This window comes from Rhizobium sp. GN54, from assembly GCF_021026345.1.
Classification (GTDB): Bacteria; Pseudomonadota; Alphaproteobacteria; order Rhizobiales; family Rhizobiaceae; genus Mycoplana.
In genome coordinates, this window is sequence record NZ_JAJNCZ010000007.1 from 83906 (window position 1) to 101398 (window position 17493).

The 17493-nt window shown below is 65.0% G+C and carries 21 protein-coding genes and 1 tRNA gene; 15 read left to right on the plus strand and 7 right to left on the minus strand.

Annotated elements, in window-relative coordinates:
- Positions 1 to 47 precede the first annotated feature (47 nt).
- Both LQK81_RS18340 and nudC read left to right on the plus strand, forming a co-directional pair.
- Positions 48 to 458: an HIT domain-containing protein gene (locus tag LQK81_RS18340; RefSeq protein WP_230807823.1), complete on the plus strand. Its 411-nt coding sequence runs from the start codon at positions 48 to 50 to the stop codon at positions 456 to 458.
- Complete coding sequence (gene nudC, locus LQK81_RS18345) at positions 455 to 1429, plus strand: NAD(+) diphosphatase (RefSeq protein WP_230807824.1); 975 nt, start codon at positions 455 to 457, stop codon at positions 1427 to 1429. Before LQK81_RS18340 ends, nudC begins: the two co-directional genes overlap by 4 nt.
- Positions 1430 to 1466: 37 nt before the next feature.
- Here nudC and LQK81_RS18350 read toward each other — a convergent pair whose 3' ends face one another.
- Both LQK81_RS18350 and LQK81_RS18355 read right to left on the minus strand, forming a co-directional pair.
- Positions 1467 to 2321 (minus strand): prephenate dehydratase, encoded by an 855-nt coding sequence (locus LQK81_RS18350; RefSeq protein WP_230807825.1) that lies wholly within the window; start codon positions 2319 to 2321, stop codon positions 1467 to 1469.
- An 11-nt stretch (positions 2322 to 2332) separates the two neighbouring features.
- Positions 2333 to 3088: a 3-deoxy-manno-octulosonate cytidylyltransferase gene (locus LQK81_RS18355; RefSeq protein WP_230807826.1), complete on the minus strand. Its 756-nt coding sequence runs from the start codon at positions 3086 to 3088 to the stop codon at positions 2333 to 2335.
- Between the two features lie 145 nt (positions 3089 to 3233).
- Between LQK81_RS18355 and LQK81_RS18360 the strand changes: the two genes are divergently transcribed.
- Positions 3234 to 3863, plus strand: coding sequence for a c-type cytochrome (locus LQK81_RS18360; protein ID WP_230807827.1), 630 nt, complete (start codon positions 3234 to 3236; stop codon positions 3861 to 3863).
- A gap of 150 nt (positions 3864 to 4013) precedes the next feature.
- On the opposite strand, the gene LQK81_RS18365 is transcribed toward LQK81_RS18360, so the two are convergent.
- Positions 4014 to 4961 (minus strand): AEC family transporter, encoded by a 948-nt coding sequence (locus LQK81_RS18365; protein ID WP_230807828.1) that lies wholly within the window; start codon positions 4959 to 4961, stop codon positions 4014 to 4016.
- 455 nt (positions 4962 to 5416) lie between these two features.
- On the opposite strand from LQK81_RS18365, the gene LQK81_RS18370 reads away from it, so the two are divergent.
- The gene (locus LQK81_RS18370) at positions 5417 to 5761 is read left to right on the plus strand and encodes a hypothetical protein (protein WP_230807829.1); all 345 of its coding nucleotides are present in this window, start codon (positions 5417 to 5419) and stop codon (positions 5759 to 5761) included.
- Between the two features lie 83 nt (positions 5762 to 5844).
- Here the strand turns inward: LQK81_RS18370 and LQK81_RS18375 are convergent, their stop codons facing one another.
- Positions 5845 to 6168: a hypothetical protein gene (locus LQK81_RS18375; protein WP_230807830.1), complete on the minus strand. Its 324-nt coding sequence runs from the start codon at positions 6166 to 6168 to the stop codon at positions 5845 to 5847.
- 522 nt (positions 6169 to 6690) lie between these two features.
- Positions 6691 to 6825 (minus strand): hypothetical protein, encoded by a 135-nt coding sequence (locus LQK81_RS26265; RefSeq protein WP_269065040.1) that lies wholly within the window; start codon positions 6823 to 6825, stop codon positions 6691 to 6693.
- A 237-nt stretch (positions 6826 to 7062) separates the two neighbouring features.
- On the opposite strand from LQK81_RS26265, the gene LQK81_RS18380 reads away from it, so the two are divergent.
- The 7 genes from LQK81_RS18380 to LQK81_RS18410 all read left to right on the plus strand — a co-directional run bounded on the left by LQK81_RS18380 (position 7063) and on the right by LQK81_RS18410 (position 13094).
- Positions 7063 to 7791 carry a thermonuclease family protein gene (locus tag LQK81_RS18380; protein WP_230807831.1) on the plus strand — a complete coding sequence of 243 codons (729 nt, stop codon included), beginning with the start codon at positions 7063 to 7065 and terminating at the stop codon, positions 7789 to 7791.
- A gap of 194 nt (positions 7792 to 7985) precedes the next feature.
- Positions 7986 to 8747 carry a carboxy-S-adenosyl-L-methionine synthase CmoA gene (gene cmoA / locus LQK81_RS18385; RefSeq protein ID WP_230807832.1) on the plus strand — a complete coding sequence of 254 codons (762 nt, stop codon included), beginning with the start codon at positions 7986 to 7988 and terminating at the stop codon, positions 8745 to 8747.
- Positions 8748 to 8751: 4 nt separating this feature from the next.
- Entirely contained in the window at positions 8752 to 9495 is a 744-nt protein-coding gene (locus LQK81_RS18390; protein ID WP_330166560.1) for a methyltransferase family protein, read from the plus strand.
- Positions 9496 to 9628: 133 nt separating this feature from the next.
- Positions 9629 to 10207: a dual specificity protein phosphatase family protein gene (locus LQK81_RS18395; RefSeq protein ID WP_230807833.1), complete on the plus strand. Its 579-nt coding sequence runs from the start codon at positions 9629 to 9631 to the stop codon at positions 10205 to 10207.
- A gap of 107 nt (positions 10208 to 10314) precedes the next feature.
- Positions 10315 to 11604, plus strand: coding sequence for an Hsp70 family protein (locus LQK81_RS18400; protein WP_230807834.1), 1290 nt, complete (start codon positions 10315 to 10317; stop codon positions 11602 to 11604).
- A 107-nt stretch (positions 11605 to 11711) separates the two neighbouring features.
- Positions 11712 to 12410 (plus strand): calcium-binding protein, encoded by a 699-nt coding sequence (locus LQK81_RS18405; protein ID WP_230807835.1) that lies wholly within the window; start codon positions 11712 to 11714, stop codon positions 12408 to 12410.
- A gap of 153 nt (positions 12411 to 12563) precedes the next feature.
- Positions 12564 to 13094, plus strand: a complete 531-nt coding sequence (locus tag LQK81_RS18410; RefSeq protein ID WP_230807836.1) for a dihydrofolate reductase family protein — start codon at positions 12564 to 12566, stop codon at positions 13092 to 13094.
- Positions 13095 to 13201: 107 nt separating this feature from the next.
- Here the strand turns inward: LQK81_RS18410 and LQK81_RS18415 are convergent, their stop codons facing one another.
- Positions 13202 to 13771, minus strand: coding sequence for a TetR/AcrR family transcriptional regulator (locus tag LQK81_RS18415; protein ID WP_230807837.1), 570 nt, complete (start codon positions 13769 to 13771; stop codon positions 13202 to 13204).
- A 60-nt stretch (positions 13772 to 13831) separates the two neighbouring features.
- Between LQK81_RS18415 and LQK81_RS18420 the strand changes: the two genes are divergently transcribed.
- Positions 13832 to 14755, plus strand: coding sequence for an alpha/beta hydrolase family protein (locus LQK81_RS18420; RefSeq protein ID WP_230807838.1), 924 nt, complete (start codon positions 13832 to 13834; stop codon positions 14753 to 14755).
- 174 nt (positions 14756 to 14929) lie between these two features.
- Here LQK81_RS18420 and LQK81_RS18425 read toward each other — a convergent pair.
- Positions 14930 to 15019 (minus strand) — tRNA-Ser (locus LQK81_RS18425).
- A 232-nt stretch (positions 15020 to 15251) separates the two neighbouring features.
- Here LQK81_RS18425 and LQK81_RS18430 point away from each other — a divergent pair.
- From LQK81_RS18430 to LQK81_RS18440, 3 genes are all read left to right on the plus strand, one after another.
- Positions 15252 to 15569: a hypothetical protein gene (locus LQK81_RS18430; RefSeq protein ID WP_230807982.1), complete on the plus strand. Its 318-nt coding sequence runs from the start codon at positions 15252 to 15254 to the stop codon at positions 15567 to 15569.
- A gap of 65 nt (positions 15570 to 15634) precedes the next feature.
- Positions 15635 to 16285, plus strand: coding sequence for a peptide-methionine (S)-S-oxide reductase MsrA (gene msrA / locus LQK81_RS18435; RefSeq protein ID WP_230807839.1), 651 nt, complete (start codon positions 15635 to 15637; stop codon positions 16283 to 16285).
- Positions 16286 to 16498: 213 nt separating this feature from the next.
- Entirely contained in the window at positions 16499 to 17491 is a 993-nt protein-coding gene (locus tag LQK81_RS18440) for a BMP family lipoprotein (protein WP_230807840.1), read from the plus strand.
- Positions 17492 to 17493: the final 2 nt, after the last annotated feature.

Below are 17493 nucleotides of genomic sequence, written 5' to 3' on the forward strand. Positions count from 1 at the left end.
GCCGTGGCATGACTCAAGGGGTGAGGAGCAACATGGGAGCGACCGACTTGACCCCATTCGAGGCTGACGCGCGGCTGGCTCGGGACAGCGAGCTCCTGACGCGGATCGGACTTTGCGAATTGCGGCTGATGCGCGATGCGCGCTGGCCGTGGCTCGTGCTCGTGCCGCAGCGCACGGACGTGTGCGAGATGTTCGACCTCACCCCCCTCGACCAGACGATGCTGACCTTCGAGGTCAACCTCGTGGCGGACGCGTTGAAGCGCGCCACCGGCGCCACCAAGATCAATGTCGGCGCACTCGGCAACATCGTCCGGCAGTTGCACGTCCACGTAATCGCCCGCAGCGAGGGCGACCCCAACTGGCCGGGCCCCGTCTGGGGCTTCGGGACGGCGGAAGCCTGGGACGACACCGACAAGAACGCCTTCACGGCCAAGCTGCTGGAACATCTCAACTCATGACGTCATCGATCTTCGACCTGCACCTGCCGCATGCCGAACCCAGCACCATGGTCGCCTTTGCCGAGAACAGCCTGGACCGGCGCTCGGAGTATCGTGGCGAGGATTGCGTGGAGCGCGCCTTCGAGGCCGAAGGCGTGCACGCGTTTGCCTTTGCCGGCGGCAAGCTGGTCGTCAAGCACGACGAGAAGATCATCGATCCGTTGTTTGCGCCTTACGAACTCGCGGGACTGGATCCGATCGTGGAGGACACCGTCCTGCTCGGCTACCTGAAGAACGGCGAGCCGCGGGTGGCCGTTCCGGTCCGGGCCGACCCGGACACGCTGCAGGAGCCGCTGAAGGCCTCCGACGGACGCACGCTCTACCGCCAGCAGATGCTGGACGACGACCTGCTCGGCCAGTTCGCGCAGGCTTCCGCGCTCCTGACCTGGAACGCCAACAACCGCTTCTGCGGCAAGTGTGGCGCGCCGAACCGGATGGAGATCGGCGGCTATCGCCGCGTCTGCACGGCCTGCGCCCACCAGACGTTTCCGCGCACCGATCCGGTCGTCATCATGCTGACGATCGACCTTCAGCGGGATCGATGCCTGCTCGGCCGCTCGCCGCATTTTCCGCCGGGCATGTATTCCTGCCTCGCCGGCTTCGTCGAACCCGGCGAGACGATCGAGCACGCGGTTCGCCGCGAGACGCTGGAGGAAGCGGGCATCCGGCTCGGACGCGTGCGCTATCATGCCTCCCAGCCCTGGCCCATGCCGCACTCGCTGATGATCGGCTGCTATGCGGAAGCGAAGTCGACCGACATCCACCGCGACGAGCAGGAACTGGAGGATTGCCGCTGGTTCACCCGGGCGGAGACGCTCGAGATGCTGGCGCGGACGGCCTCCACCGACCCGGTCACCGGCACCACGACTTCGCCGCCGAAGGGCGCGATCGCCCACCGCCTGATGCGCGACTGGCTCGACTGGCCCGCCTGACCGGCGACCAATCGCTGCGGGGCCAATCTCCTGCCGGCTACATGTTCAGGCGCATGGGATGCGCCCGGTAGGAGCCGAGAACGCGGACCTTTTCGGAGAAGAACCGCAGTTCCTCCAGCGCGCGGCGCACATTGGCATCGTCGGGATGGCCCTCGATGTCGGCGTAGAACTGGGTGGCGAAGAACTTGCCGCCGATCTGGTAGCTCTCCAGCTTCGTCATGTTGATGCCGTTGGTGGCAAAGCCGCCGAGCGCCTTGTAGAGCGCAGCCGGGATGTTGCGCACATTGAAGACGAAGGTGGTGACGATGATGTCGTCCGGCGTCAGGCGGTCCGGGACGTCCTCCTCGCGGGCGAGGACGACGAAGCGGGTGACGTTGCTTTCTGAATCCTCGACGTTCTCGGCGATGATCTCGAGCCCGTAGAGATCGGCCGCCAGCCGCGGGGCAAGGGCCGCCATGCTACGGTCACCGGTGTCGGCGACGAGTTTCGCGGCACCGGCGGTGTCGCCGGCGATAACCGGCTTCCAGCCGTTCATCCGGACGATCCGCCGGCACTGGCCGAGCGCATGGATATGGCTGTGGACGGTGCGGATCTCGTCCTTGGCGACGCCGGGCAGGACCATCAGCTGGAAGCGGATCGGCATGAAATATTCGCCGACGATGTGGAGCCGCGATTCCGGCAAGAGGTGGTGGATGTCGGCGACGCGCCCGGCCAGCGTGTTCTCGATCGGGATCATCGCCAGGTCCGCCTCGCCGTTCTCGACCGCGAGGAAGGCTTCCTCGAAGGTCTGGCACGGCAGCGGCTCCATCTGCGGGAACATGTCCCGGCAGGCCATGTCGGAATTCGCGCCGAACTCGCCCTGGAAGGCGATCCTGTTGGTCTTCTTTATCATGGGGCGGTCCATCAGCGGGGGGCAACCGGGATCAGCCGGCGGGCCTTTTCGAGATCGGCGGGAGTATCGACACCGAGCGGAACGGTGTCAACGATCTCGGCATCGATGCGCAGGCCCGCCTCGAGCGCACGCAGCTGCTCCAGCGATTCGCGCCTTTCCAGCGTCGACGGCGGCAGCGAGACGAAGATTTCGAGCGCCTTGCGGCGATAGGCATAGAGGCCGATGTGGTGATAGAGCGGGCCGTCGCCATAAGGCGCCGTCGCGCGGGTGAAGTAGAGGGCGCGCAGGCGGCTCGTGCCGATCGGCGAGCCCACGACCTTGACCACGTTGGGATTGGCCTTCTCCTCCGGATCGGTGATCACGGTCGTGAGCGTGGCGATATCGGTCGCGGGATCGGACAGCGGGTTCAGGGCGGCGAGAATGGTGGCCGGATCGATGGTCGGCAGGTCGCCCTGAACGTTGATGACGACCTGCGCCTTGCGGTCGGGGTCGCATTTCAGCAGCGCCTCGTGGATCCGGTCGGAGCCGGACTGGTGCTCGACCTTTGTCATCACGACCTCGAAGCCGGCGGCCGCGACCGCATCGAAGGTGTCCTGGTGATCGACGGCGACCACGACGCGCCCGGCGCCCGATTCCGCGGCCCGCCGGGCAACCTGCACGATCATCGGGGCGCCCCCGATATCGGCCAGGGGTTTTCCGGGCAGGCGGGTGGATGCCATGCGCGCCGGAATCAGCACGAGCGTCTCTTCAAACTTCGGGGATTTCATGCTCTGCCCTTCAAGATCGCGAAAGAGTGTCAAAAGGTCCCAACTGCGGCTGCACAATCACTGTTGCAACGAAGCAGCAAAAGACATAGGTTCCGCGCGATTTCAAGACTGGCGGCCATGCTGCCGTGTCCCTGGGGAGTGGTGGATGAATCCTTATGTGAACATGGGTGTGGGAGCCCTGCTCGGCACCGTCTTCGTGCTGATGTCGGTATCGATTGCATCGGAAGGCATATTCCATTCGGGAGCCCCCGAGAAGGAAGGCTTTGCCATCGTCGCCGCCGAGGCCGCAACCGAAGGCGGCGCAGAGGCCGGCGGCGGGGAAGCAGCCGTCACGCCCATCGCCACGCTGCTCGCCTCCGCGGACCCCGCGGCCGGCGAAGCCGTCTTCAAGAAGTGTCAGGCCTGTCATAGCGGAGAGCAGGGCGGCCCGAACAAAGTCGGCCCTGGTCTCTGGAACATCGTCAACCATCCGGTCGCGGCCCATGAGGGCTTCAGCTACTCGGCCGGCATGAAGACCTTTGCCGAAGGCGGCAAGGTCTGGGACTTCGAGCACCTCAACCATTTCCTGCTGGCACCGAAGAAATACGTCGCCGGAACGGCGATGGGCTTTGCCGGCCTGAAGAAGGACGACGAGCGCGCCAACCTGATCGCCTACCTGCGCACGCTCTCCGACAACCCGGCACCGCTGCCCTCGCCCTCCGCCGAAGGCGCAGAGGCGACCCCGCCGGCTGCGCCCGAGGGTGCCGCGCCCGAAGCTGCGCCGGCTGCCCAGTAACACCGTCGCCATCGTTGCGAATTCAAACCCGGCCAATGGCCGGGTTTTCTTTTTGACGGGTGAACATCGTGCCACGGCGACCTCGCCGTGGCGATCACCGCCGATCCCGGCCCCGTCCGTGGCACGAGGCCCGCCCTGCGGCAGAAGCGGCTAGAACACCAGAAGCCAGGTCCAGAACGAAACGCTCAGGGCTCCCGCCATCGTCGTCAGCGTGATGGTCGACGAGGCAAGGCCGTGGCCGACATTGAAGTGATTGGCGAGAAGCCAGGCATTGACGCCCGTCGGCACGGCGGCGGTCAGCACCATGGCAGCGGTCCAGTCCGGGGCCAGCCCGACCAGACGGCAGGCCACGTAGACGCTGGCCGGCAACAGAAACAGCTTGAACAGCGACATGGTCATTGCGGGCGCGACATTGCCGCGGATCCCGTATTTTACCAGCGCCATGCCGACCGAAATCAGCGCGGCCGGCGAGGCGATCAGGGCGATCTGGTCGACGACGATTTTCGCGGGCCCCTGCAGGGGAACCCCGCCCAGATGAAAGAGCCCGCCGCAGACGAGGCCGATCACCAGCGGGTTGCGGGCCAGGCTCCTGCACAGCCCGATCAGCACGGCAATCACGCTTTGCGGCGGTCGTATGCCTTCGCGGCGCTCGGCAAGCTCCATCATCAACGTCCCGGCGACCATCATCACCGGCAGATGGACCGAAAGCAGCACGGAGATCGCGACCAGGCCGTCTTTGCCAATGATGTTGGCGACCAGGGGAAGGCCGATGAAGACTGTGTTGGCGAAGGCGGACGAGACGCCCGCCAGCACACCGAGGCGACGGTCGCGCCGGAAGACCAGGGTGGCGGTCAGATGCGCGATCGTCCACGTCACGGCCACGCCGGAGAAATAGGCGACCCAGATACGCCAGGGCGCCTCGCCCGTGAACGTCGCCTCGGCGATCGTGCGAAACAGAAGCACTGGCACGGCCACGCGGAACACGAAGTCGCCCAACGCGTCGCCGATCGAGGATTGCAGATATCCCGTGCGGACGAGAAGCCACCCGAGCAGGATCAGGGCGAAGAGGGGAACGACGTTCAGTGCGATTTCGGCCATGGCAGCAAGGTGAGGAAGAGGCGTCTGGAAGGAAGAGAACCGGCGGAAATCGCCGTCGCTTCCGATGCGTAACGGAACCCGCCGACCCGGTCCACCGCAAACCCTGCCAAAATGAAAAAAGCGGGGCCGTGACCCCGCTTCCTCATTCCCGGCGAATGCCGGGACGATATCCGACGGCTGCCAGTACATCCGTGGTCAGCATCGTCGGACAAATCCGTTTCCGCCTTGCGGCGGGTGCCTATGCGGCCTTTCTAGTCACCCAGGGTTACAGCCGTGTGACACGTTCCGGCCCGGCACCGATAGCCTCAGCATCGCCGGTCTTGGTTAACGACCGGTTAACGCGCGCGCCTCTTCGATGATAGACTGGCGGCGCGGATCCGAAATCCCACCTTGCGGGAACCCGAGGCCGCCCTTGCCAGTTTCTTGCCTGTAAACCCCGGATCAGGAGAATTCTCATGGTAGATGAAAAGCAGCCGCCCCGGCGCGCATCCCTCGGCGTCATCGGCGGTGACAGGAAGACGGGCAAGACGCTCGAAGGCGCGGCGGAGGCCCTGTCTGCCGATGCGGCGGATGCCGAGGCGGCAAAGGCCGCGATTGCCGAACAGGTGGCCGTCCTGAAGGAGGAAGTCGCCCGGCTCCGCGAGAGCCTTGGCGTCATCGCGGAAAGCAGCGGGCAATATGCGGTCTCGCGCGTGAATTCGGTGCGGGAGGACGTGCGCGTCGCCGTTGCCGCCAATCCGCTGGGCGCGCTGTTCGGCGCAGCCCTGGTGGGCTATCTGTTCGGGCTTCGGCGGCGCTGACATCGCGCCGCCGCGCTGGCGAGAACGAAGACAATGCTCCCCGCAGTCGAGCGCCGCCCCGGTCGGGCGGCGCTTTCGGCATCTTATCGCCAGTAGCGGCTGCGCGGCGTCCGGTCTTCGGCGCTGCCGAGCATGTAGCCGAGCACGACGCCGGCAAGCCCGGCAGCGAGCACGAGGGTCGACACCGCGGCCGGATGCTCGCGCGCGACGTCGGCCACCGCAGATCCTTCCGAGCGGACATAGCCCGCGCCCTGCCTGGCGGCCGCGCGCACGGATCGCCCCGCCTTGCCGGCCCGGTCCCGGACCTCGTCGATCGCCTGCGAGGATTGTGCCGTCACCTCCTTGCGCAACTTGTCGAGTTCATCGCGGAGGTTTGCAAGCTGCGCCTGGGCGTCCAATTCTGCCATGTTATTTCTCCTCTTGAGGAAAGACCGGCCATCTCCGGCGGGCGGCAAGCAGGCTGCCGGACGGCCGACGGGAACGAATCACCGCGAGCGCCTGTGCCCGCGACACCAACAGAACGACCGAGGCGGCACTGCGGTTCCGGCGCGGGCTCCGGATAAATCACAGTCCGCGGACCCTGCGCCGGGTCGCCTTCAAGGATAGCAAGCTGAACCGAAACCGCCAAACCGCCCTGCCAGTCTCGACCGCTCCCGTCATGCCTTCAAACGGCTGGAGAAGGGGCCTTCGACGGCCAAACCGCAATAACACCGGTACTCCAAACAGGAAGAACCCGGCGCTGTGCGGGCGCCGGGAGGTACAGGTTGGGGCATTTTCTGGGGTGGCGCCGGCGCCACAGGTAAGAACTTAAATGCAATCAGCGTTTGTTCCAAGTAGAATAATACACTCTAGCTCGAATTATCGAGTTCTATAGCTCTTTCGCCCGACGCTGCATTGCAACTCGTCCTTTGCGGAAAGCTTTCCGGCGACTACTCGACGACAGCAACCTGCTCGATTTCGTCGACCTGCGAATAGTGATCGACGAGGTCGGGAACGAGCGCCAGTCCGAACATGACGGCGACGAACGTGACGAAAACCGTCACGGATAGGGTAGTGCGAAGCATATCGGCCTTCCTTTCACGCGGTCAGGCTACACCAAGGCGGATGACCGCGCCGGTGTTTTCTGAACGCCAGATGAACAAAAAACCGTTATCGGGGGAAGTAACGAAAAATATACGCCTGTCATGTGGGCCAGCTGCCATGGCCTGCTCCCGCGCCTCGCCGGGCCGGCAATCCTTTGACATCGGGCTCCAAGCAGGGGTACCAACGGCTGCCTGCTCACGATCGATTCCGGACAAGCCATGCCCCCGAAGAAACAGCGCAAGCGCCGTTCGACAGCCCGACGGTCGCCCCCCGCACGCGGCCGCATGTGGCCCTGGTACATCCTGGCCGCCACCATCATCGCCGCCATCGTCGCGCGCGAGAACCTCGACGACCTGACGGGCTGGCTGCGCCCCGGCAACACGATCCGCTCCGGCACGCAGCCGGCTGCCGCGCGTCCGAAGCCGGCCGAACCGCCGCGGAACGTGCGGCAGCGCACCGAGGCATCCGCGGAGCGACGTCCGCCTCCGGCCCCGGCCGAGGCGCCAACGCCGGGCCCGAGACCGCCCGAAACGATCCCCGGAGCGACATCGGAGGCGCCGCCGGTGGTGGTGCCGGGGACGGCGCCCGGCGACGGGGACGAGGCGGCCTTCTTCTATTGCGGCATCAAGCAGGACAACTGCGTCGTCGATGGCGCCAACTTCATCTACCGCGGCGCCAGGATCCGGCTGGCGGACATCTACGTGCCGGCGACCAAGGATGCGAAATGCGACCGCGAGCGCAACCTCGGCGGGGACGCGAAGGAGGCGCTGCGGATCCTGCTCAATGCCGGCGAATTCGAGCTTGCGGCCTGGAAACCGATCGACGAGGACCAGCATGGCCGCAAGCTGCGGGTCGTGGTGCGCCACGGCAAGTCGATCGGCGATGCCATGGTGGCGCGCGGGCTGGCGCGCCCGTGGACGGGACAGCGCGAATCCTGGTGCCCGTGAGGATCGAACGGCGGCGTGTCGTGTCGAGCGCTGGCTAACTCCGCGCTCGAACCCGCGACGAGGACAGTCCTTGGACCGCACCCTGCCCGCCGCTCACCCCCTATCCAGCCGGCCCCGGATGGCCGAGCCTTCAGGTCATTGTCAGCTTCGGGTGTCGTACGTGTCGCCGTGTGGGCAGCGCATGGAGACGCGACATGAGCGAGAACAAGAGGCGGCTGACGCTTCATACCAACCAGCGCGACGAGCTTTTTGCACGCCGGGAAGAGCCGATCGGCGATTTTGCGTTCGACTCCGGCGTGGCCGACGTCTTCGACGACATGGTGAGCAGGTCCGTTCCCTATTATGACGAGATGCAAAGGATGGTCTGCGAACTGGCGAAGGATTTCGCCCGGGCCGGCACGTATCTCTTCGACATCGGCTGCTCGACCGCGACGACGCTGCTGAGCCTCGACCGCGAGATCGAGGAAGGCGTCGCCTTCGTCGGCATCGACAATGCACCGGACATGCTTCAGAAGGCGTCCGAAAAGATCGCGGCTGCGGGGACGCGGCGGGCGATCGACCTGCGGGTAGCCGACATCCACCAGAATTTCGTCATCGACAATGCCAGTGTCGTCACGATGCTGCTGACGCTCCAGTTCGTCCGGCCGCTCCACCGCGAACGCGTGCTGAGAACGATCCACCGCGGCCTGAACGACCAGGGTTGTCTCCTGCTCGTGGAAAAATTGACGAGCGAGGAAACGTCGTTCAACCGGCTCTTCATCCAGCACTACTACGATTTCAAGCGCAGGAACGGATACTCCGAGATCGAGATCGCCAAGAAGAGGGAGGCGCTGGAAAACGTCCTCATCCCCTATCGCCTGGAAGAGAACACGCAGCTTCTGAAGGAAGTGGGGTTCAGGAGCGTCGAGGTATTCTTCCGGTGGTACAACTTCTGCGCCCTTGTCGCGGTCAAGTGAGGGCATGGCAATGGAACCCGTCACCGTCACAATCGGCAATTTCTTCTTCCGCTTCCGCAACCAGGTCTTTCCGCTCGTCATCCTCGCGCTTTTCCTAATGCGGGCGCCAGCGCTTCCGACCGTAGATGGAGACACGGTCGGGCGGCTGCGGGAAGCAGTCGCCCTCCTGTCCGTCTTCTGCGGCCTTGGTCTGCGGGCGCTGGTGATCGGCTATGCCTATATCCGGCGCGGCGGCAGGAACAGGCGGGTCTATGCCAAGAACCTCGTCACCGAGGGCATGTTCGGCGTCTGCCGCAATCCGCTCTATGTCGGCAACATGCTGCTCTACTTCGGCCTGTTCCTGTTCCACGGGAATCCGGCCGTCGTCGTCACCGGTACCTGCCTGTTCTTCTTCATCTACCATTGCATCGTCTTCGCAGAGGAGGACTTCCTGTCGGAGAAATTCGGCGATGCCTATGACCGCTACCGGGCGGACGTACCGCGGTGGTGGATGCGATGGTCGAATTTTGCCGAGGCGACGCAGGGAATGCGGTTCAGCCTGCTTCGGGTGCTGGCCAAGGACTATTCGACGATCGCGGCCGCGACCTTCGCCGTCATCGCGACGGAAATCTATCGCATCGCCTTTTCCGACGTCGCCGGCCAACGCACCCGGTCCCTTGTGCTGCTGGCATTGGCGATGCTGGCAGCCGGCGTCGCCACCGCCGTCATCAGCTATCTGAAGCGGTCCGGCGCGCTCGAGGAGGCGTGAGGCCTCCGCGCAAGACGGCGCGGGCACGGTCCCGTCGTCCAAAGCCATCGGGTCGATCGGGTGCCACCCCTTCAGGTGGTTGTCAGGCAGAGGCTGCATTCAGCGGGTGGTCATCCACGGCACGAGTGCGAGCATGCGTCTTCTTCCTGCGCGTAAATCCTTAAGGGCATTTGCCACGATCTGCCTGCTCGCAGGGGCCACCCTTGGCGGCTACGCAGCCAATCTGCAGGCGACCGGCAACTTCCATACGGTCATCGAGGGCGAGCTCTACCGTTCGGCCCAGCCGAGCCCGGCCCAGCTTGCCGCCTATGTCAGGGATCACGGCATCCGCACCGTCATCAATCTTCGCGGCGAGAATGCCCAGGCGTCGTGGTACGAGGCGGAGCTTCGGACCGCCCATGCGCTCGGCGTTCGTCACATCGATTATCGCATGTCGGCGTCGAAGGAGCTGACGACGAGCAGGGCGGACGAACTCGTCGCCATCATGGCGGCAGCGGAGAAGCCGATCCTCATCCATTGCCAGGCCGGATCCGACCGGACCGGACTGGCCTCGGCCCTTTACAGCCTCCGCGTCGCCGGCCGCCGGGAAGGCGAGGCAGAGCGGCAATTGTCGTTTTACTTCGGCCATGTGGGCATTCCGCATCTGTCGGCGGCCTATGCGATGGACACGAGCTGGGAGACGTTCGAGGACTACTACAAGCCCGAGGGGTAGACGTGCCGCCCGGTGGGCGAGCCGCCGGACCGCCGCCAGCCTTGCATTTGCCCCACGGACGTGGGAGGAGGCGCTCCCTTTCGCGCTCCCCTCACATCGGATCCGTCATGACGACCGCCTACGGCCTCGACTTCGGCACCACCAATTCCGTTCTTGCGACCGCCGACGGAGGTTCGACCCAGTCCGTCGTCATGCACACGCCGGCCGGCGAGGCGGATACGCTCCGGACCGCGCTTTCCTTCATGAAGGGCGGCAGAGGTGAGCTCTCTTGCGAGGCCGGGCCTGCCGCCGTCGCGCAGTTCATCGACAACCCCGGCGAATGCCGCTTCCTGCAGTCGATCAAGACCTTCGCCGCCTCGCCGCTGTTCCAGGGCACGCTGGTCTTCTCAAAACGTTTCGCCTTCGAAGACATCATGCACGCCTTCCTCTCCCGCCTGCGGGACTATGCCGGGGGGACGCCGGACGGGCGGGCGGGACGGATCGTCGTCGGGCGCCCGGTCCGCTTCGCCGGCAGCAATCCGGACGAACGGCTGGCGACGGAGCGCTACAACGCGGCACTCGGCCGCTTCGGCTTCCCCGAGATCCACCATGTCTACGAGCCGGTCGCCGCCGCGTTCTATTTCGCCCGCACCCTCGATCGCGACGCCACCGTACTCGTCGCCGATTTCGGCGGCGGCACGACGGACTACTCGCTGATCCGCTTCGAGAGCCATGCGGGGCGGATGACGGCGACACCGCTCGGCCATTCCGGCGTGGGCGTGGCCGGCGACAACTTCGATTTCCGCATCATCGACAACATCGTCTCCCCGATCATCGGCAAGGGCTCGATGTTCAGGAGCTTCGACAAGGTGCTCGAGGTGCCCTCGAGCTACTATGCGAATTTCGGCCGCTGGAACCAGCTCTCGATCTTCAAGACGCTGCGCGATTTTGCGGAACTGAAGAAACTCGTCCAGACCAGCCTGGAGCCGGAAAAGCTCGAAACCTTCGTCGACCTCATCGAAATGGACGAGGGCTATCCGCTCTACCAGGCCGTCTCCGCCACGAAGATGCAGCTATCGGCCGCCGAGGAAGCGGAGTTCTCCTTCCCGCCACTGGGCGACGGCGCGCGCCAGATCGTCCGGCGGAGCGATTTCGAGCGCTGGATCGCTCCCGAACTCCAGCAGATCGAAGGCGCGCTCGACGACGTTCTCGCGACGACGAACATGGCGGCCGGCGATATCGACAAGGTGTTCCTGACCGGGGGGACGTCGTTCGTCCCTGCTGTCCGGCGGCTGTTCGAGCAGCGCTTCGCGCGCGACCGCATCGAAAGCGGCGGCGAACTGCTCTCCATCGCCCATGGCCTCGCTTTGATCGGCGCACGGGACGATATCGCCGACTGGTCGGCCAGATCGAGCTGAAGCGGCGATCGCTCGCCCCCGGGAGAGAGGAACTAGCCCATAGGATCGATTGAGGGGCGATGAAGCCGCCCTACCTTGTCGCCATCTTTTCATGGGAGGGCAGCAACATGGTTCGCAGGACTGGCACTTCTTCCGGTGATACGCTCCGGGGCACAAGCAACGAGGACCGCCTTGAAGGGCTCGCAGGGGACGACACGCTCGACGGTCTGGGGGCCGATGACAGGCTCAAGGGCGACAGCGGCGACGACACGCTCTCCGGCGGCGACGGAGCCGACAGGCTTCAGGGCGGCAGCGGCAGTGACATTCTCCGGGGCGGCGGAGACGAAGACCGGCTGGAAGGCGACCGCGGGGACGATTTCCTGTATGGAGACGCCGGAAACGACGAGCTGAGAGGCGGTCGCGGCAACGACGTCCTCAAGGGCGGAGCCGGTGCGGACAGACTCAGAGGAGACCTCGGCCAGGACGATCTCTATGGTGGAGGCGGCCCCGACCGGTTTATCTTCAAGAAGGTCGCCGAGTCGACCGCAGAGCCCGGCGGCCGCGATACGATCCACGACTTCAGCCTCACGGGAGGCGATCGCATCGACGTCTCGTCGATCGACGCCAATGGCGTATCCTCCGACGGCAACCAGAGGTTCCGGTTCATAGCAGACGAGGAATTTCACGGCCGGGCCGGCGAACTTCGCACTGAAAAACGGGCCGGCGATACGCTCGTCCTTGCCGACCGCGACGGCGACGGCGAGGCGGACTTCTCGATCCGTCTCGACGATCCACTGGCGCTGCAGAAGGGCGATTTCATCCTTTGAGCCTACAGGCCGGCAGGGCCGGGACGCCTTGCGGATCGTTGTGCCCGGGGAGATTGCCGGAAACCTGGTTCTCGAGCAGCATGCGATCGGCTCCACTTTCTGCGCCTCCTTGTTCATACTATCGTGAACACCCTGGCACGGAGGTCCGGCAGCATGGCGAAGCTCGTCTTCGGAATGAACCAGTCCCTGGACGGTTATGTCGATCACCTGGAAATGCGGACGGGGCCCGAACTCTTCCGCCACTGGACAGAGCACGTGCGCGACCTGACCGGTAGTGTGTACGGTCGCCGGATGTATGAGACCATGCGCTACTGGGACGAAGACCGTCCCGAGTGGAGTGCGGAGCAACGCGCGTTCGCGGTCGCGTGGCGGCGTCAACCGAAGTGGGTCGTGTCGCGCTCGTTGACGTCGGTCGGCCCCAACGCCACGCTTGTCGACGACAACGTCGAGGCAGCGATCCGTGACCTGAAGGCCAGGCTTGCCGGGGAGATTGCGGTTTCCGGACCGGACCTGGCGCAGAGCCTGACCGACCTCGGTCTCATCGATGAATATCGGCTCTACCTCCACCCCTACGTGCTTGGCCGCGGCAAGCCGTTCTTTGCCGGCCCGCGGCCGCCGCTCCGCCTTGTTTCCACCGATCGCATTGGCGAGGACACAGTCAGGCTGACCTACGTTCCTGCCTGATCGCGCGAGAGTCCGTCAGCTTGATACTGAAGCAGTCAGACTGTCGCTTTCCTTGTTATCGTTTGCCTCGTCGGGAAAACCTGATTCCACTTTCCCTGACAAACTCTCTAGGCTCTGATCAGCTTGGCGGCCGCCTCGCCGGCGCTGTCCATATAGCTAGCATCCCGGTGGAGAAGGACGACCGCGAACGCGCCGTCGAGCAGGAGAATGATCTGCCGCGCCAGACGCCGCGCCTCGTCGGGCGCGCGCCTGTCTGCGAGCACCGCGCAGAGCCAGTCCTCGACCCGCTTCTTGTGTGTGCGACCGGCGATGATCGCGGGATGCCCCGGCAGGTGGATGAGTTCGACCGAGGTGCGCAGGAAGCCGCACCCCTTCCATTTGGGATGCCGCGCAGCGATCGCAAGATTGCGGAAGATGCCCTGCACCTTGTCGGCCGTGTCGCCGTCGGTCTCGGCAAACCAGCGCTGGAACAGCGCCAGGTTGGGCTGGTCCCTGGCCTCCAGGCAGGCCGCGATCAGATCGTCCTTGCTGCGGAAATGATAGTAGAGGGTCCGCTTGGTCAGCCCGGCCTTTTCGGCGACGGCATCGACGCTGACGGCGCGGATGCCCTCGGCGTGAAAGAGCTTGCCGGCCGCTTCGACGATGCGCTCGCGTGTGGGGATATCGGCCCTAGTCATGTGCCCTTGTATACCGACCAGTGAATATACACAATTCGCCGCAGCCTCTATCGTGGCGACATGCTCAACCTGCCCCCGCCACAGACGACCATCGAAGAAAAACCGATCGAAATCCCCTGTCCGGACGGGGTTCGGCTCGGCGGTCATCTCTGGCAAACGCGACAGGCCGAACCGGCCGGCACCGTCATCGTCAATCCCGCCACCGGCGTCCTCTCGCGCTACTACCACCGCTATGCCCGCTTCCTCGCCGGGCACGGGTTCGACGTGCTCACCTACGACTATCGCGGCATCGGCCTGTCGCGGCCCGAGCGGCTGAAGGGATGCGGCTATCGCTGGCGCGACTGGGGCGAGCTGGATTTCGAGGGCGCCATCCGGTTCGTCCGGCAACAGGGCCGTTGCGACGGGCTGTTCGTGGTGGGCCACAGCATCGGCGGGTTCCTGCCGGGCCTTGCGGAAAGCGCCCACCGGATCGACCGCATGCTGACCGTCGGCGCACAATATGCCTGGTGGGGCGACTACGCCGCCAGCCGACGGCTCTCCCTGTTCCTCAAATGGCATGTGGCGATGGCTGTCCTGACATGCGCGTTCGGCTATTTCCCCGGTCGCCGGCTGGGCTGGCTGGAGGACCTGCCAGCAGGCGTCGCCCATGAATGGAGCTTTCGCGGACAGCGCTTCGAACACAGTCATCGCCCTGCCGAACGGCAAGGCGCGCTCGACCGCATGGCGGCCGTTGCCGCACCGATCCTGGCGGTGACCGTCTCCGACGACGAGCTTGGCACGCCGGCCGCCATCCGCCGCACGCTGGACTACTACACGCGCGCCGAACGAACGGCGGTCCTGCTTCGGCCATCGGACTATGGCTGCGACACCATCGGCCATTTCGGCCTGTTCCGCGACAGTCACGCTTCCGGCTTCTGGCTCGACACGCTGCTATGGTTGCGCGACGGCCGCAACCCCTGGCCCCGCCACGTCATCGGCCCTTGAGCCGGGGGGCTTTTATGCGTCGTCTCACCAAGTGGTCCGAATCAGGGTTCGCTCGCTGCCTGCATCGAGCCGGAGGAGATGGGCGAACCGCATGACGCGGAGATCAGCGCGTCGCAGGAACGAGGAATTGGCAAGGAAGCCGGCGGGTGTCGTTCGCGGGGATAATGCAGAAAATGGCGGACAGAGAGGGATTCGAACCCTCGATACGCTTTCACGTATACACGCGTTCCAGGCGTGCGCCTTCAACCACTCGGCCACCTGTCCATCCGTTGACGGCCGGTGGTCAATCCGGCACGGACCGCGCCGCTGTTTCCAGTGGGCGGGACGGCGCGATATATACCGATGATGGCGGCGGGATCAACCGCTTTCTGACAGAATTTTGACCGTCTTCGATCGTGTCGCGGCATGGCCGATTGCAACGGATGGCGGCGGCTCTTATCTATAGGCGGAAGCAAGGGATTGGCCCGAAGGTCCTGCCGGAGTGATACCGTCGATGATACGCTTCGTTTTCAGGATGCTCAGCCTCGTGGCGCTGACGCTTGGGGTGATGGCGGCGTCGCTGGATGCGATCCAGTCCGTGGCGGCGTCCACGCCCGTGCTGACGCCGCTCGCGGTCGCCTGGAGTGCGGTCAGTCCCGAATCGATCGCGTTTGTCGCCGACACGCTGATGAACCGCGTGCATCCGGTCCTCTGGGACCCGGCGGCGCTCTGGGTGTTGTCGCAGCCGGCCGCGATCGTGCTGCTGGTGCTGGCGCTGCTCCTCTGGATGATCGGCTACAAGCGCCGGCCGTTCGCGGGCCGCTTCACCGCCTGAAGGACAACGTCCGGACCGACCATGAAGGATGCCCGGAGCTTACGGGCCTGAAAGGAGTATTTCGCGTGTTCCTGATCGACATGTTCAACAAGAAGACGACGATGCCGGCGGCGGACGCAGCGCTCCCCGGCCGCCCAGAGCCGATCCCGACGGCGGAGACGCATTTCGTCAACGGGCACCCGCTCAAGGGGCCCTACCCCGACAAGACCTGCAGCATCCTTCTCGGGCTCGGCTGCTTCTGGGGTGCGGAGCGCCTCTACTGGCAGATCCCGGGGGTCCGTGTGACGGTCGTCGGCTATTCCGGCGGGTTCACGCCGAACCCGACCTACCAGGAGACGACGACGGGCCTGACGGGGCACACCGAGGTGGTGCGGGTCGTCTACGATCCCAGCGTCGTTTCGCTGGAGGATCTCCTGAAGGTGTTCTTCGAGGAGCACGATCCCACCCAGGGCATGCGCCAGGGCAACGATATCGGGACAACCTACCGCTCGGCGATCTATACGACCGGTGACGACCAGATGGAGACGGCGCTGAAGGTGCGCGACCAGTACCAGGCCGCCCTCGACGCGGCCGGGCACGGCAGCAGGATCACGACGGAAATCGCGCCGGCCGGCGCGTTCTATTTCGCCGAGCCCTATCACCAGCAGTACCTGGCGAAAAATCCCGGCGGCTACTGCGGCCTGCGCGGGACCGGGGTCTCCTGCGCCATCGGCTGAGGTGCCCCTCCCGGTTGCAGCGAAACCCTCGACGGCGGGCCCTGGCGGGCCCGCCACGTTTTTTTACCAACTGAAAAAATTGTCGTGAAATTTTGTGGCGGGCATGCAAGGATCGCCGCGTCTGATCCTCGGGAACAGGGTTGGCGCTCCGCAGACCGTCATTCACGGACGTGCGGGAGGACCCAAAAAAATCAATAGCAACAGGGCTGCACGATGAAAAAAACCTTGCTTACTTTCCTTGCCACTGCGGCCATGTCGGCAACGGCGCTTGCGGCCGACATCAAGCCGGCGATCATCTACGACCTCGGCGGCAAGTTCGACAAATCCTTCAACGAAGCAGCCTTCAACGGCGCCGAAAAGTTCAAGACCGAGACCGGCATCGAATATCGCGACTTCGAGATCGCCAACGACGCGCAGCGCGAACAGGCGCTCCGCCGCTTCGCCGGCGACGGCAACAACCCGATCGTGATGGCCGGCTTCTCCTGGGCCGCCACGCTGGAGAAGGTCGCAGCCGAATATCCGGACACCAAGTTCGCCATCATCGACATGGTCGTCGACAAGCCGAACGTCCGCTCCGTCGTCTTCAAGGAAGAGGAAGGCTCCTGGCTCGCCGGCATCATGGCCGCGATGGCTTCGAAGTCGAAGACCGTCTCCTTCGTCGGCGGCATGGACATCCCGCTGATCCACAAGTTCGCCTGCGGCTATATCGGCGGTGCGAAGTCGGTCGGCGCCGACGTCAACGTGCTCGAAGCCTATACCGGCACCACGCCCGACGCCTGGAACGACCCGGTCAAGGGCGGCGAGATCGCCAAGTCGCAGTTCGATCAGGGTTCGGACGTCGTCTATCACGCAGCCGGCGGTACCGGCGTGGGCGTGCTGCAGGCCGCGGCCGACGCGGGCAAGCTCGGCATCGGCGTCGATTCCAACCAGAACATGCTGCATCCCGGCAAAGTGCTGACCTCGATGCTGAAGCGCGTCGACGTCGCCGTCTACGATGCCTTCAAGACGGCTAATGACGGCAACTTCACCCCCGGCATCAACGTGCTGGGCCTGAAGGAAGACGGCGTCGGCGTCGCCATGGACGACGACAATGCGCCGCTGATCACGCCGGAAATGAAGGCTGCGATCGACAAGGCCACGGCCGACATCATCGCCGGCACGGTCACTGTCCACGACTACATGTCGGACGAGACCTGCCCGTACTGATC